General features: G+C 48.0%; 8 protein-coding genes and 1 riboswitch. Of the genes, 5 read left to right on the forward strand and 3 right to left on the reverse strand.

What is annotated here, in order from left to right; genetic code table 11:
* Positions 1 to 7 precede the first annotated feature (7 nt).
* From RE317_RS03525 to RE317_RS03535, 3 genes are all read right to left on the reverse strand, one after another.
* A complete protein-coding gene (locus RE317_RS03525; RefSeq protein ID WP_303266172.1) occupies positions 8 to 3,850 on the reverse strand; it encodes a phage tail tape measure protein in 3,843 nt (1,280 codons plus the stop codon).
* 94 nt (positions 3,851 to 3,944) lie between these two features.
* Positions 3,945 to 4,130 (reverse strand): hypothetical protein, encoded by a 186-nt coding sequence (locus RE317_RS03530; protein ID WP_151849371.1) that lies wholly within the window; start codon positions 4,128 to 4,130, stop codon positions 3,945 to 3,947.
* An 11-nt stretch (positions 4,131 to 4,141) separates the two neighbouring features.
* On the reverse strand, positions 4,142 to 4,498 hold the full coding sequence (locus tag RE317_RS03535; RefSeq protein ID WP_032534345.1) for a hypothetical protein: 357 nt from the start codon (positions 4,496 to 4,498) through the stop codon (positions 4,142 to 4,144).
* 346 nt (positions 4,499 to 4,844) lie between these two features.
* Positions 4,845 to 5,041: riboswitch (cobalamin riboswitch) on the forward strand.
* A gap of 167 nt (positions 5,042 to 5,208) precedes the next feature.
* Here RE317_RS03535 and RE317_RS03540 point away from each other — a divergent pair.
* The 5 genes from RE317_RS03540 (at position 5,209) to RE317_RS03560 (ending at position 13,286) form a co-directional block, all read left to right on the forward strand.
* The gene (locus tag RE317_RS03540; protein ID WP_151849372.1) at positions 5,209 to 6,126 is read left to right on the forward strand and encodes a DUF4465 domain-containing protein; all 918 of its coding nucleotides are present in this window, start codon (positions 5,209 to 5,211) and stop codon (positions 6,124 to 6,126) included.
* Positions 6,127 to 6,182: 56 nt separating this feature from the next.
* Positions 6,183 to 7,970: a PKD-like domain-containing protein gene (locus RE317_RS03545; protein WP_217723691.1), complete on the forward strand. Its 1,788-nt coding sequence runs from the start codon at positions 6,183 to 6,185 to the stop codon at positions 7,968 to 7,970.
* Positions 7,971 to 7,975: 5 nt separating this feature from the next.
* Complete coding sequence (locus tag RE317_RS03550; protein ID WP_303266173.1) at positions 7,976 to 10,075, forward strand: epidermal growth-factor receptor (EGFR) L domain protein; 2,100 nt, start codon at positions 7,976 to 7,978, stop codon at positions 10,073 to 10,075.
* Between the two features lie 61 nt (positions 10,076 to 10,136).
* Positions 10,137 to 11,207: a YncE family protein gene (locus tag RE317_RS03555; protein WP_151849375.1), complete on the forward strand. Its 1,071-nt coding sequence runs from the start codon at positions 10,137 to 10,139 to the stop codon at positions 11,205 to 11,207.
* A gap of 21 nt (positions 11,208 to 11,228) precedes the next feature.
* On the forward strand, positions 11,229 to 13,286 hold the full coding sequence (locus tag RE317_RS03560) for a TonB-dependent receptor (protein WP_151849376.1): 2,058 nt from the start codon (positions 11,229 to 11,231) through the stop codon (positions 13,284 to 13,286).
* Positions 13,287 to 13,906: the final 620 nt, after the last annotated feature.

The following is a 13,906-nucleotide window of genomic DNA, read 5'->3' on the forward strand; positions in this document are numbered from 1 at the left end:
AGTTTTTTTATCCGTTCCATGATGCGTCAAAGTCGTGGACAACATCAATAAGCGCCTGTGCCAGTTGTTCCTTCAGGTTCTGTATCTCCTCCGTCTGTCCCTCCTTTGATTTCATCAGGTCGATAGTCCTTACACTCAGCAGGCTGTCGATATTTACGATAACTTGTTTGGGGGCTGCGGATGACAGTTTGCCCGTGCCCGAGTAGTTTCCGCCGGCACCTCCGTCATCCAGGTGTGAATTGGTGATCGGATTCGTGTCGAACGGACGGGTATCGTTGGAGTCCGGTTCGTTGCTGTACTGTCCGGGTGTAAATCCTGCTGTACGAAGGATATTTTCGGCCGCCTCCGCTGACCCGCCAAACGTTTGCCGGAGTGATGAAAAGAATTTGACAAGGACATTGTGCGCCAGTTTACGGTTGGCAATATTGTCTATACGCTGCTCGTCCGTGGCATCCTGTCCCAATGTCCGCTGTTTCCACCGGCCTTTCTCATCCTGTTCGAACCCCCAGCTCCTGAGCCGGTTAAAATCGAAACCGCCCTTACGCATAAACTCCTGCGCGTCTGTGGCGCTCGAGATGGCGTTACGGTAGGCTGTTGCGGCCCGTATAATCTCCGGTACGGTCTGCGTGTTCATGTACCGGGCGTAATCGTATGTCCGGGCGGCCACCGCTTCCGGCTTGTCACCAATATCATCCACATAGACGATTTTACCGTCCCTTACGTTCCATAGTGACTTGTCCAGATCCTTGTCCTGCTGACCGAAACGTTCCTGTACCGTTTTAAGGAAGGCATCGACGTCCAGTGCCGTACCCATCTTGCCGAATTCGGCGTAGGCAGCGTCAATGCGTGTCTGGCTGTCCCGCTTGGCGAGGGTCACAAGCGCCTCCCTTATGTCGTCCTGACGTGCCTTGTCCATATTGTATATATGCTCGCGCGACACCATGCCTTCTGAGGAGGCAATGGCAAACTCTCCCAGAAATCCCGTCCACCAGTTGGATGTGAACGCACCGATCTTACGTCCCGAAGCCTCTTCGATGCTCTTCCCCGCCACAACCTCGTCCACGGCACGTTTTGTCTTGAGCGCCATATTGTAGGTCTCACTCAAAGAGGAATGGAGGGCCTCTATGGACGGATAACGGTACTTGCGGTTCGAGGCGATTTCTTCCAGTACGGCATCCTTCGCCTCCTTTATCTTCCAGGTCTTATATGCCACCCAGCCCAGAGCACCGGCCAATGCGGCGATTCCCGCCGTGGCAACCACCGCTCCCGTGCCCATGGCACTCAGGGAGGCAGCCGCGCCTGTCAGGCTGCCACCTGTGGCCACCTGTGTTGCGAACAGCGACTGCAGCACACCCTTCGCCCCGACAACACCGCCTCCGGACATCAAGGTACGCGTCATAGCTCCCCGTCCTGTCACGCCTGCGGACTGCATGGCCGAGACAATGGCCCTCTTTTGTCCGAAAGACATCTTGCCGGGACTCCCCATATCCAACAATCCCTGTACAGAGCCGACGGCCGCCGTCGCCGCCGATTGTCTGCCGATAAAGCCCATGGCGATACCGATATTGGTCAGGGCACCGGCCACCTTGAACAGCCGGACAGCCACCGCTCCCGTAAAAGCAAGCGGTTCTATCCAATGAAAGTTGCGTGCCACCCAAGCCCCGATATTACCTATGACGGTAAATATGTCCAACAGGGCGTTCCCGACAGAAAGCAGTCCGCGGGTAAATTCCGGAGCCTTGAATTTATCCAAAAAGGAACGCAGAACGGCACGTACCGAGGGTTCCATCACCTCGAACGCGCGCATGAACCCCTCGCTCAGCTGGGAGGTAACCTGCGCCCACAATCCTTTAGTGGTATCCTGCTTTACAAGTGCCAGTTCAGCCGATATTCCCTGGGAACCTCTATTATGGGAGCTGAGTGCACGCAGCCGGTCGTAATTACGGACAAACATCATAGCTGCATTCCCTCCGATTTTTCCAAAAATCGCCTGCATGTCCGCCATTGAGGCGCCTTTCTTGTTCAGCTCCTCGAAGATGTCCGCTATGGGGCGCAACTTCTCCACCAGTACCCCCTCCACGTCCCGCTTTTCCGTGAATTTGACGCCCAGTCGGTCCAAAACCTCCCGGGCCTCTTTCGTAGGCTTGGCAAAACGGGTGGACATGGCCCGCAGCGAGGTACCCGCCAGTGTTCCTTTCAACCCCATGTTGCCCAGCAGGCCTATGGCGGCACTGGCTTCCGTGAACTCCACACCGGCCATACGCAGGTAACCGGCAGCCATTTTATAGGATTCCGCTATTTCGAGGATATTGACATTCGAGCGGGAGATGGTCGACGCAATAATGTCCGCCACACTATCCATACTGTCGTTATGGATATCATAGCCAGCCATGATGTTCGTGGCCAGGTCGGCAATATAGGACACGTTATTGTCCCCGATGAGCGCCAGGTTCGTGACCGGCCGGATGGATTTGTGGATTGTCTCGATATCCATGCCGGCCATGGAAAGGAACTTGACGGCGCCGGCTATCTCCACAGCAGTATATTTCGTATCGATTCCTATCTTGCGGACATGGCGGGCCATGTTGTCGAAGCGGGTCTCAAAAGATCCCAGATCCATGTCGGCCACGCGCAGGATGGATCTGGCCGATTTCATGATATTGGCATATTCGATAGCGTCGGACAGCTCCGAACGTACCAGGCTGTAGCCCATGTAGGCGTTCAGCATGGAAGCGAAAGGCAGATTCCTCAGCGAGGGCGCCTTCGAGTATTGGATACGGTTGATGGCCGCACGTCGCTTGCTACGGTAAAGTGTCCCGGCAGCGGTATGTTCCCGCTGCATCAGCCGTACGGACTGCATCGCGTTACGCTGTTCCTGTTTTCTTGCCGCCTGTTCCGCCTTGCGCTGTTCCATCTCGGCTTTCCGGCGTGCCTGTTCTGTCTGCCTGCGTAACTTCTCCGCTTCGCGGGCGGCATCCTTACGCTCCCGTTCCCTGGTACGGGCTTCGTCGGTACGCCGCTTCTCCTCCGCGGAGGCCCGGGCCGATTCCTCCTTGCGACGCTGGTCGGCAGCAAAAACATCTTCGGCATGTGCAAGTTTCTGGCGATGCAGCTGTTGCCGGGCATAAAGACGCTCCATCAGTTTCTGCTGTGCCTTTTCCGGCATGACGAATGCTCCCGGGGCATAAGGAACGGGAACGGAAGGGAACAAGCTCCCCACGGACATTCCACCCTGCATGCCCAGGCCCGGGCGGGATTCCCCCTTGATACGTTCCAGCAGGGAAAGCACACGTTGCAGCCGGTTTTCCGCCGTATCGGTCCTGATTTGCAGCTCCCTGCCGCGCTCCACGGAAACCAGGGCGGAATTGATTTTGCCGATGGCCTTGGTTATGCGCTTCTGGGCGTCGACCATCGTACCTACTGAAGAGGCCGCATTTTTCTCAATTTCGGCCTTGCGAATCTCCGCAGCTTTCTTCTCGTAAAGATTTTTAGCGGCGGTTTTGATTTTCTTGCTGTCAAGCACCTGTCCCGCATTAATGGTCAGGCTGATGCCTTTGGAAAGGGCCGTAATGTCCGTAAGCAGGTTCTTGACACGTTCCAGCTTCTCCTCACTGCTCCTCGTGTCAATGGTCAACCGATAGTCAAAACTACGCTTCTTCCCTTTTTTGGTACGGAAGACACGGTCAACTTCGTCCATCATTGTCTTGATGTTGTTTACCGCAGGGGACAGCGAGGCTTTCGCCTGCACCAGCTTGCCCACAGCCTCGCCGAAAGCTATGACCTGTTTGGTGCCTTGCGAGGCGTCGACGTTGATGGTATAATTGACCTGATAGTTTTGTTCTTGAGCCATGATTGAAGGGAATGTCGCATTAAAAGAGTAGTGTCACCGGAAAGGGGGGGGGTAAAGCGAAGCCGCCGTAACCCCGGAGGATTACAGCGGCCGTTCAGGGTATCCTCTCCGGTATGGAAACCGACAACGGCATGCGGCTGGCAAGCATCTGTTCGTGCAGCCACAGCGCTTCTTCGGAGAGCATGGCGAATTCCTCGTCAGAGATCGTGTCAAGGTTGACGCCGGGGAAGTAGTGGCGGATATAGACAGTCCGCTGGCGGATACGCTGATCGTCCGTCACCACCCACCGGCCTATAAGTTTACCAGGAGACTCTGCCGCGTGGTGATAAGTTCGGAGAGTTGCCCCATAAGTCCGAAAAGGAAGAGGGACTCGTCATCCACAAGTTCCTTGTCACCATCCACAAAACAGTCCCGGGCAAGTGTGCGCATGGCCATGACCTCGTCTTTTTTTGATGCGGCCATGAATTTGCTGAATTGTGGAAAGTTCGGTTCGGACATATAAGCCACATAAGTCTCTTTCTCGCCGTTGGACGTGTCTCCGAAGACCACCATCGGATAAATTTTACGGAGCTTCTTCTCTTCTTTCAATTTGAGAGCTTTTTCTTTAATTTTGGTTTCCTGTTCCAGTGAAAGCATTTTTTCGTCCATGTCGAATATTGTTTTGATTCATCGAAAGAGTAGGACAAGGAACTGTGGAAAGGTTATGTAGAGCTACATTTTATTGAGGATGAGACCGTAGGTTGGAGTTCAGATGTCATTATTTAACAATTGATTACCACAAAACAATAGTTATCGTCCCAAAGTATGCATTCAGGATACCCTCTTTTTAGAGATAAAAACTCTTATTGCTAATTATGAGGAAAAACTGCAAATAATTTGTCATTAACGAGTAGCCTGCCAAATTCCGGTTAAATTCAATAAAGTGCCATAATGTTTATTTTGCAGCGTTATTATAAATATTCTATGATTTTATTTGCATTTATAAAACAAATATATAATTTTGCAATATTGTAGTTTCCTAAATGATAAAAGTCATGAAGGAATTGAAAGGGAATCCGGTGAAAGTCCGGAACAGTACTCGCTGCTGTAATTTCCAATAAAAGTTGCCACAATCTGCCACTGGTCATTGAACCGGGAAGGCGTGGTTGACCGGAATAAGTCAGAAGACCTGCTACAAACTCCAAGAGATAACCGCCACGGGTATTTGGCGTTTGTTCAATTACAGCATGATTGGCTGTGGACTTCCGGCTTTAGGCTAAAATCCCTGAATTGATACAGGCACTGCATCCGTTTGATACGATTATCCCAACGTAACAAATGCTTTTTTGTATATATGTTTCACTAAAAAACAATTGATTATGAGAAACTTCTACAAAATTATGGCAGTTGCAACTGTAGCAGTCACAACTGCGGTGTTCACGGGATGTTCGTCCGATGATGACTTCATGGTGGAACCGATTGGTTCCGGAACCTCCCAGACCCGTGCTGTCACGAATCCGGACGGCACATTAACTATCACCTTCGATGATTTTGATTCCGGTATGTTGGCCGGACCTACTTCGGCAGGAGAAAACCTCTATTCGTATCAGGGATATCCTCAAGTAACTACTATTTATGATAATATTCCGGAAGAACATCTTTTCTTCTCAACGTTTAATACAGTCAGTGGAAGTACAGAGTATTCCAGCGGCGGTATTGCACTTTCCAACTGGAATATCCGTTCCAACCAAGCGGGGAAGACCGGGGACTGGTGGTATTCTTACCAGAACCAGTGCTCCGTTTACAACACAGCCGTAGTAGCTGAAGGACAGGATAAGGAAGCCGGACATAGCGGGTCCAATTTTGGTGTCGTCTACGGATATGTGGATGATTACAATCAGGCATGGATGGCCAAGCCGGAGTTTTCTTTCAGCACTCCCAGGAAGTTGGTCGGCCTGTGGATCTGCAACTCCTCATATACTTATGGCGTTATCACTTATGGCAACCAGTTCGGCTCTACAGGAGTAGCGACCCCTTTGAAAGAGATGAAAGGATATTTCCAGGTGAACCTGGAATGTTACGATGTGAATGGTAGCCTGCTTCACACTTACACACGCCTTCTGGCCGACTATCGTGACGGACACCAGCAGGTTGACCCCATTACGACGTGGAATTATTGGGAAATCAATGTCGAAGATGTACAAAGTGTGAAATTCAATTTTGAGGGTTCGGATTCAGGAACATACGGATTAAATACCCCGGCTTATATCTGTATTGATGACATAACTATACAATAAAAATAGAGGGATACCCTTGACTAAACCGGGTATCCCTGTTATCTCAACTATATATCATGAATCGTTTTTATTACTATTTTATTTTTGTGATTGGCATACTGTTGGCTTCTTGCAATAAGAATGAAGTCATTACTGAAGAGGTCGGTGGGCAGCCCATAATCGAACTGGACAGCGAAACCGGCATTTACACGGTCAAAGCGGGTCATGAACTGACTATCGTTCCGACATACCGTAATGTTGAAAATGCCCTTTTTGCATGGACGATAGACGGCACGTTGGTTTCTTCCGGACCGTCCTTTCAGCATACATGGAATGAATGCGGGGACTTTTATGTCAAACTGAGAGTGGACAACACAGAAGGGTATGCCGAAGAGGAGCTGAAAGTCGAAGTGAAAGAACTTACTCCTCCGGTTATCTCACTGGTTCTCCCTTCACAAGGGCTGAAAGTTGTCCGGAATACCGATTACACATTTACTCCCGATATCCAACATTCGGATGTGGAAGGCTTCAAAATTGAATGGATTCGAGAAGGTAAGATCGTTTCCACGGAAAAGACTTATACTTTCCACGAAAAAGCCCCCGGTACCTATACGGTGACAATCAATGCTTCCAATGTGGACGGAGCGACAACGAGGGAAATAGATGTGGAGGTTGTGGAAACGATGCCCTATATCGTCAAATTCCCAACCCCGTCTTACCGACAGACATCCACGGACAAGTACACTTTTGTCGGCCGTCCCGTTTTTCTGCGTCCCCTGCTGGAATATTTTGACCATCCCCGTTTTGAATGGAGCGTGGACGGTCAGGTCATGAAAAAAGAGACAAGCCACATGTTCAAATTTACGCCGTCCGCACCCGGAGAATATACCGTTGCCTGTACAGTATCGGAAGATGCACAGGCGGAAAAGGTTAGTAAAAATATCGACAAGGGACAGACTGCCGTTACTGCTATTGTAAAAATCATATGTGTGAACCAAAAAGAGCAGGATGGATTTCGGTCTTCGGGCAAACTTCAAATTTGGGACAAAGTCTATGAATACACTCCGGCTCCCGGCCAGTTCATCAACGAGACGAGCACAATAGGTGGCATGACCGGCAATGAAACATCTCCCGAAGCCGCTGTCACCTGGGCTACACGGCGTTTGAAAGACAAGCTGCATGTTTCTTTAGGTACTTTCGGCGGTTATATCATTGTCGGTTTCGACCACAGCATCCCCAATTCGGGTAACCGGTATGACTTTTCGATTCAAGGGAATGCCTTCAAAGGGAGTTCCGAACCGGGTATCGTGTGGGTCATGCAGGATATAAACGGAAACGGATTGCCGGACGACGAGTGGTACGAACTGAAAGGCTCTGAAACAGGTAAAAACGCAACGGTACAGAACCTGGCAGTGACTTATTATCGCCCGGAAGGCAAAAGGATGGATGTCCGGTGGGTCAGCTCTGACGGTAGAAGCGGTTGGGTGGATTATTTGTCTGCTTACCATACGCAGGACTACTATTACCCGGCATGGATAGCGGAAAACAGCTATACTTTGACCGGTACCTGCCTGGCTGCCCGAAACACCCAAGATTCACAAACCGGATACTGGGATAACCGGGCCTACGACTGGGGCTATGTGGATAATTTCGGAATCGACCGGATAGAAGGCGGCAGTACTGTGGATGGAAGCGGGCAAAGGAACGGATTCAAAATATCCAATGCCATCCATGCCGACGGAAGCGAAGCCAATCTGCAATATATTGACTTTATCAAGGTACAATGCGGTGTTTTGGCCAAAAGCGGCTGGTTGGGCGAAGTTTCAACGGAGGTATTTTCTTTTGAAGATTTAACCAAACAATAAAATATATGAAAACAAATTTCTTTCCATTTCTCCTGTTCATATTCTTGTTAGGAGCATGTGACAAAAATGATGAAATTATCCCTGAAGATGCGGATGAAAATTTCATCACATCAGTTGTGATAACCGTCGACGAAAAATCGTATACGGCCGACATTACAGACAATACGGTAACAATAACCGTTCCCTATACAGTGTCGCTGAATAATGCCAAAGTAGAGTTCAAGTACACATCTTCCGCGGCGATCATGCCTGATCCCGCAACGGTAACGGATTGGGACAACGAACGGATTTTCCGGGTGACTTCTTATAACGGGGATTCCCGTGAATACACCTATAAGGTGGTGAAAAGCGAAATAGAATCGGACGGGGATGTGGAGCTGAAGACAGGCAAGGAGGTGAAATCTTTTGCCCAAACAAAGACAACCGTGGTCAAAGGTAACTTGATCATAGGTTCTGATTCGGAAGAGGCAGAAAAAATTACCGATATCTCAGCTTTGGCTTCCTTGAAAGAGGTAACGGGCATCATCATCATCCGCAACAGTTACAACGGCCCGGACCTAACAGGGCTTGACAACGTCGTTTCGGCAGGAGGCTTACAGGTCGGTTCCGTTGAAACGCCCTCGAAAACGGCGGGACTTCATATGATTTCCATGAAAGCACTGGAAACACTCTCCGGAGACATATCCGTATATAACGGGCAAGTGACCTATGTCCGCTTTGAAAAACTGGCCACTGTCGGAGGAAGTGTGATGTTCAACACGCCATCGCTGCAAAGTTTTGAGTTTCCTATATTGGGCATTGTAGGCAGGGAGTTGGATGTACAAGGACTTAATGAAGAGAACAAAGCGGCCGGAACAATCGCTTCTTTGGAATTGCCGGAACTGACGAGTGTCGGCAAGGGCCTGGCCGTGAACAATCTTGCCAACTTGATTTCCATAAACTTTCCTAAATTGAAGGAAGCCGGCGGTATCGACTTCCATACTGTTCCGGTGATGTTGGAAAGTATCAATCTTCCTGAAATAGAAACCGTAAACGGTAATATCATCATAGAGGCCAATATGGAAGCTCCCCCTGCCGGCACTTTCGTTCCACAACGTAATGATGTGCTTTTGGAGTTCGGCGGAATGGAAAAGCTGAGAACAGTAAAGGGGCAGATAAAGATAAAGAATTTCACGGCGCTCAAACAACTTCCTGACTGGAGCAAAATCACTACGCTTGGAAGTATCACGTTGGATTATCTTGAAGATGTAGGGGGAACACTGGCGTTGCCGAATGCGAAATTTGAAACTTTTGAAGAAACAGCACCTCAGATTGAGATTATAAATAAAGTGCGACTCTCCAAAATAGAAACAGCCGAGGATCTGTCTAATGTAAACTTCCTCATCAATAGTTTTGCAGACGACAAGTTCCCTGAAATCGCATTCAGAAGCATCCATGATTTCATTTGTACTCCCAATACCAACAACTCCGATTATACCATATCGACAATCCGACATGTACACGGTAACCTGCGTATGAAACAGAATGCAAGACGAAACAACAGTGTAAACTTCCCGAATATGGAAGTTATAGATGGATATGGATATATCGAGATATTTCATCAGAAGGGAAACGTCACAATGCCTGCATTGAAAGAAGTGGGAGGTCAATTTTTTATATCAGGCTATCCAGCCGGTTGCAATCTGCCTTTGTTGTCCAAAGTCTGCTGTTCTACAGCCCCTGTTTATTATAGGGAAACTAACGGTTCATTGGCTATAATGTTGGCAGCAGGAAAAACGTTGGAACTTCCGGAATTGTTTCATGTGGGAGGTAAAGGACTATTTGTAACACAGGCAACAGGTATCACTTGTAACAAATTGCAAACCATAGATGGTACGTTACAAATAAAACGGGCAACCGGTCTTTCCCAAAAAACATTATCCATGCCGGAATTGAAAATTTTGCACGGGCTTGATTTCAACGGTCTGGCACAATTTACCGACTATACTTTCTTCGGTCAGTTCATAGACAACGGAATGATTACGGAAGAAAATTGGACCGTCAAGAAATGTGGATATAATCCGGATTTCCAGAATATGAAGGATAAGAAATATGTACAGGAGTAACCTTATTCCTTAACCGGGGTACCCGGTTTCCTATCGGGTACCCTTTTTTATGTAATTGACAATGAATAAAACGATACAACGAATTTGTCTTCTTCTTTTTAGTTTGCCGGTTCTTGGTGGCTGTATGAAATGGGACTACGGCGATTCCGTGGAGGATTTTAATGCTACCGGAGCCGGACTGTTCATCACCAACGAAGGCAATTTTCAGTATGGTAATGCCACGCTTTCATATTATGATCCGGCAACTAAAAGGATACAGAATGAAGTGTTCTTCCGTGCTAACGGCATGAAGCTGGGCGACGTGGCACAATCAATGACCATATATGACAACAAAGGCTGGGTCGTGGTAAATAATTCGCACGTGATTTTTGTCATCGACCTCAATACGTTCAAGGAGATAGGACGCATAGAGAACCTCACCTCACCGCGTTACATCCATTTCCTTAGTGATGAAAAAGCGTATGTAACCCAAATTTGGGATAACCGCATCTTCATCATCAATCCGAAAAAGTATGAAATCACAGGATACATCCAGGTACCGGACATGACGATGGAAAGCGGCTCTACGGAACAGATGGTGCAATATGGCAAATACGTTTACTGCAACTGTTGGAGTTACCAGAACCGCATCATCAAAATCGATACGGAGACCGACCAGGTTGTCGATGAACTGAAAGTGGGTATTCAGCCCACCTCACTTGTCATGGACAAGTATAATAAGATGTGGACTGTGACAGACGGAGGCTACGAGGGCAGTCCCTACGGTTACGAAGCCCCCTCCCTTTATAAAATTGACACCGAGACGTTCACGGTGGAGAAGCAGTTCAAGTTCAAATTGGGTGATTGGCCCTCGGAGGTACAGCTTAACGGTGAACGGGACAAACTTTACTGGATCAATAAAGACATCTGGAGCATGGATGTGACGGATAGTCGTGTACCGGTACGCCCGTTTCTCGAATACAGCGGTACGATTTATTACGGCCTGACTGTAAATCCCGTCAATGGAGAGGTGTATATAGCGGATGCCATAGACTATCAGCAACAAGGCATAATTTACCGCTACAGCCCGAATGGAAAACTTATTGATGAATTTTATGTCGGAATTATCCCCGGTGCATTCTGTTGGAAATAATATCATTAAAAACAGGAACGAATGACATATACAAAATATCTTCTCTTTTCGATTTTGCTTGTCTCTCCCTCCATGTTATTGTCACAGGGAATGACACGGCGCGTCTATCGGATAGGCGAAGTGGTTGTTTTTGGGAAACGGCCGATGAAAGAAATCGGCGTGCAGAAGACAAAGTTCGACTCGTTGGCGCTCAAAGAAAACATTGCACTCTCAATGGCGGACATACTGACGTTCAACTCGTCCGTGTTCGTCAAGAGTTATGGACGCGCCACACTCTCCACCGTTGCTTTTCGTGGTACATCACCCAGTCACACGCAGGTCATATGGAATGGCATGCGTATTAACAATCCCATGCTCGGCATGACCGACTTTTCCACCATACCGTCCTATTTCATCGACCAGGCGTCGTTGCTTCACGGCACATCATCGGTAAATGAAACGGGAGGCGGGCTTGGCGGGCTCGTCAAACTGGGCACCGTACCCCAGGTGGCAGACGGTTTCAATGCACAATATGTGCAGGGTATCGGCTCGTTCAAGACATTCGACGAGTTTGCCCGCTTTACTTACGGTAACGAGCAATGGCAGGTTTCTACACGGGCCGTTTACTCCTCATCACCCAATGACTACAAATATACTAACCATGACAAGAAGATAAATATATACGATGGTGACATGAATATTGTCGGACAGTATTACCCGAAAGAGCGCAACCAGTCCGGTTCGTTCAAAGACCTGCACCTGCTTCAGGAAGTGTATTACAATACACTGAAAGGCGACCGTTTCGGACTGAACGCATGGTATATCAATTCCAACCGGGAATTGCCCATGTTGACCACCGATTATGGAGATGCGACTGACTTCGAGAACCGCCAGCGGGAACAGACTTTCCGGAGTGTATTATCATGGGATCATATAAAGGAGAAGTGGAAACTCGGTGTAAAAGGAGGTTATATCCACACGTGGATGGCTTATGACTATCGTCGCGAAGTCGCACCGGATAATTGGGCATCCATGACCCGTTCCCGCAGCAAGGTAAACACGTTTTACGGACAAGCGGAAGGAGAATATGCCCCAGACAAGAAATGGTTCTTTACCTCGAATGTGTCCATGTACCAGCATCTTGTACGGAGCGAAGACAAGAATGTCATTCTTCAGGACGGAAGCAAAGCCATTGTAGGGTATGACAAGGGGCGTATCGAACTTTCTGGTTCGGTATCTGCCAAGTGGCAGCCGTTCGAACCGGTAGGCCTTTCCGTCGTGTTACGGGAAGAAATGTCAGGTGATAAATGGGCTTCTCTCATTCCTGCATTTTTCATAGACGGGCTGCTTTCTCGCAAGGGGAACATCATGGTAAAAGCATCAGTGTCACGTAACTATCGTTTCCCAACCTTGAACGATCTTTACTTCTTACCGGGTGGAAACCCCGACCTGAAAAACGAACAAGGCTTCAGTTATGACGCGGGTATAAGTTTTGATGTCGGTAAAGAAAAGGTATATAAACTGAGCGGTGGTATGAACTGGTTCGATTCCTATATCGAAGATTGGATCATTTGGTTGCCGACAACCAAAGGCTTTTTTTCTCCACGTAATGTAAAAAAGGTACATGCTTACGGCATTGAGGTAAAAGCCAATCTTGCCGTACTGCCGGCAAAGGACTGGCTTATTGATTTGAACAGCTCTTATTCGTGGACACCATCCATCAATGAAGGTGAAAAGATGTCGCCCGCCGACCAGTCGGTAGGAAAACAACTGCCATACGTTCCGGAGCATTCCGCATCACTGACCGGACGGTTGTCATGGCAGACATGGGCATTTCTTTACAAATGGGCATTTTACTCGGAACGTTTTACCATGTCAAGTAATGATTATACGCTGACCGGACATCTTCCCCGGTATTTTATGAGCAACATCTCACTTGAAAAAGGACTTTCGTTCAAGCCGGTGGATATACAGTTGAAGTTCGCCGTAAACAATCTTTTCAACGAGGATTACCTTTCAGTACTGTCCCGACCGATGCCCGGTATTAATTTCGAGTTATTCATCGGTATCACTCCGAAGTTCTTGAAAAAGAAGAAATAGTGTAATACAAATTCCGTAATTATATGGATACGTTAAAAAATATGGCGTTATGATTCGAAACTGTTGCAGAAAAATGGAATGGCAACAAGCTCTCCTTATTTTTTCATGAGGGATATGGAGGAAGAGCGGATTTCAATGGAGTTGGAAGCCCTGATAAATAATATAGCATAGTAAGAGGCATTTATAAATTCAAAGGTTTGTTGTGGAATACGAGGGCAATTATGTCATCATTTGGAAGTCCACCTGTGAAGTGCATGAAGAAATGTATGCACAAACTCCGAGAGCGGAAAGGATATAGACATTATCCTGATTGTAGAGGCTCTGTTCTCAGATTTTGCAGCCAGATTCTGGGAGTTTATAAAAAATGTCAGGTATGTGCAACGGAATAAAGGTTAGGCTGCATATTGCTAAGCATAAGAAAGGTGTCTTCAGACTGGCTGCAATGCTTACCCGGAGATACTTATATGACACCTGATACCCTCAAAAAAAGGTGCTGACAGCTTCTGTGAGGTTGTCAGGAGGAATTGTCCAATGCTGATTTCTTCAGAGCGGCAGGAGTTAAAGGTGTTATAGGCGAACGGTCATTGAAGCAACTCGAAAATAACTTTATATGATTGTCC

Source organism: Phocaeicola sp. GP0067, from assembly GCF_031119655.1.
Taxonomy (GTDB): Bacteria; Bacteroidota; Bacteroidia; order Bacteroidales; family Bacteroidaceae; genus Phocaeicola; species Phocaeicola vulgatus.

Coding starts and splice junctions, on each gene's coding strand:
- RE317_RS03525 (WP_303266172.1), bottom strand. CDS start 3,850: ATGGCTCAAGAACAAAACTATCAGGTCAATTATACCATCAACGTCGAC.
- RE317_RS03535 (WP_032534345.1), bottom strand. CDS start 4,498: ATGGACGAAAAAATGCTTTCACTGGAACAGGAAACCAAAATTAAAGAA.
- RE317_RS03540 (WP_151849372.1), top strand. CDS start 5,209: ATGAGAAACTTCTACAAAATTATGGCAGTTGCAACTGTAGCAGTCACA.
- RE317_RS03545 (WP_217723691.1), top strand. CDS start 6,183: ATGAATCGTTTTTATTACTATTTTATTTTTGTGATTGGCATACTGTTG.
- RE317_RS03550 (WP_303266173.1), top strand. CDS start 7,976: ATGAAAACAAATTTCTTTCCATTTCTCCTGTTCATATTCTTGTTAGGA.
- RE317_RS03555 (WP_151849375.1), top strand. CDS start 10,137: ATGAATAAAACGATACAACGAATTTGTCTTCTTCTTTTTAGTTTGCCG.
- RE317_RS03560 (WP_151849376.1), top strand. CDS start 11,229: ATGACATATACAAAATATCTTCTCTTTTCGATTTTGCTTGTCTCTCCC.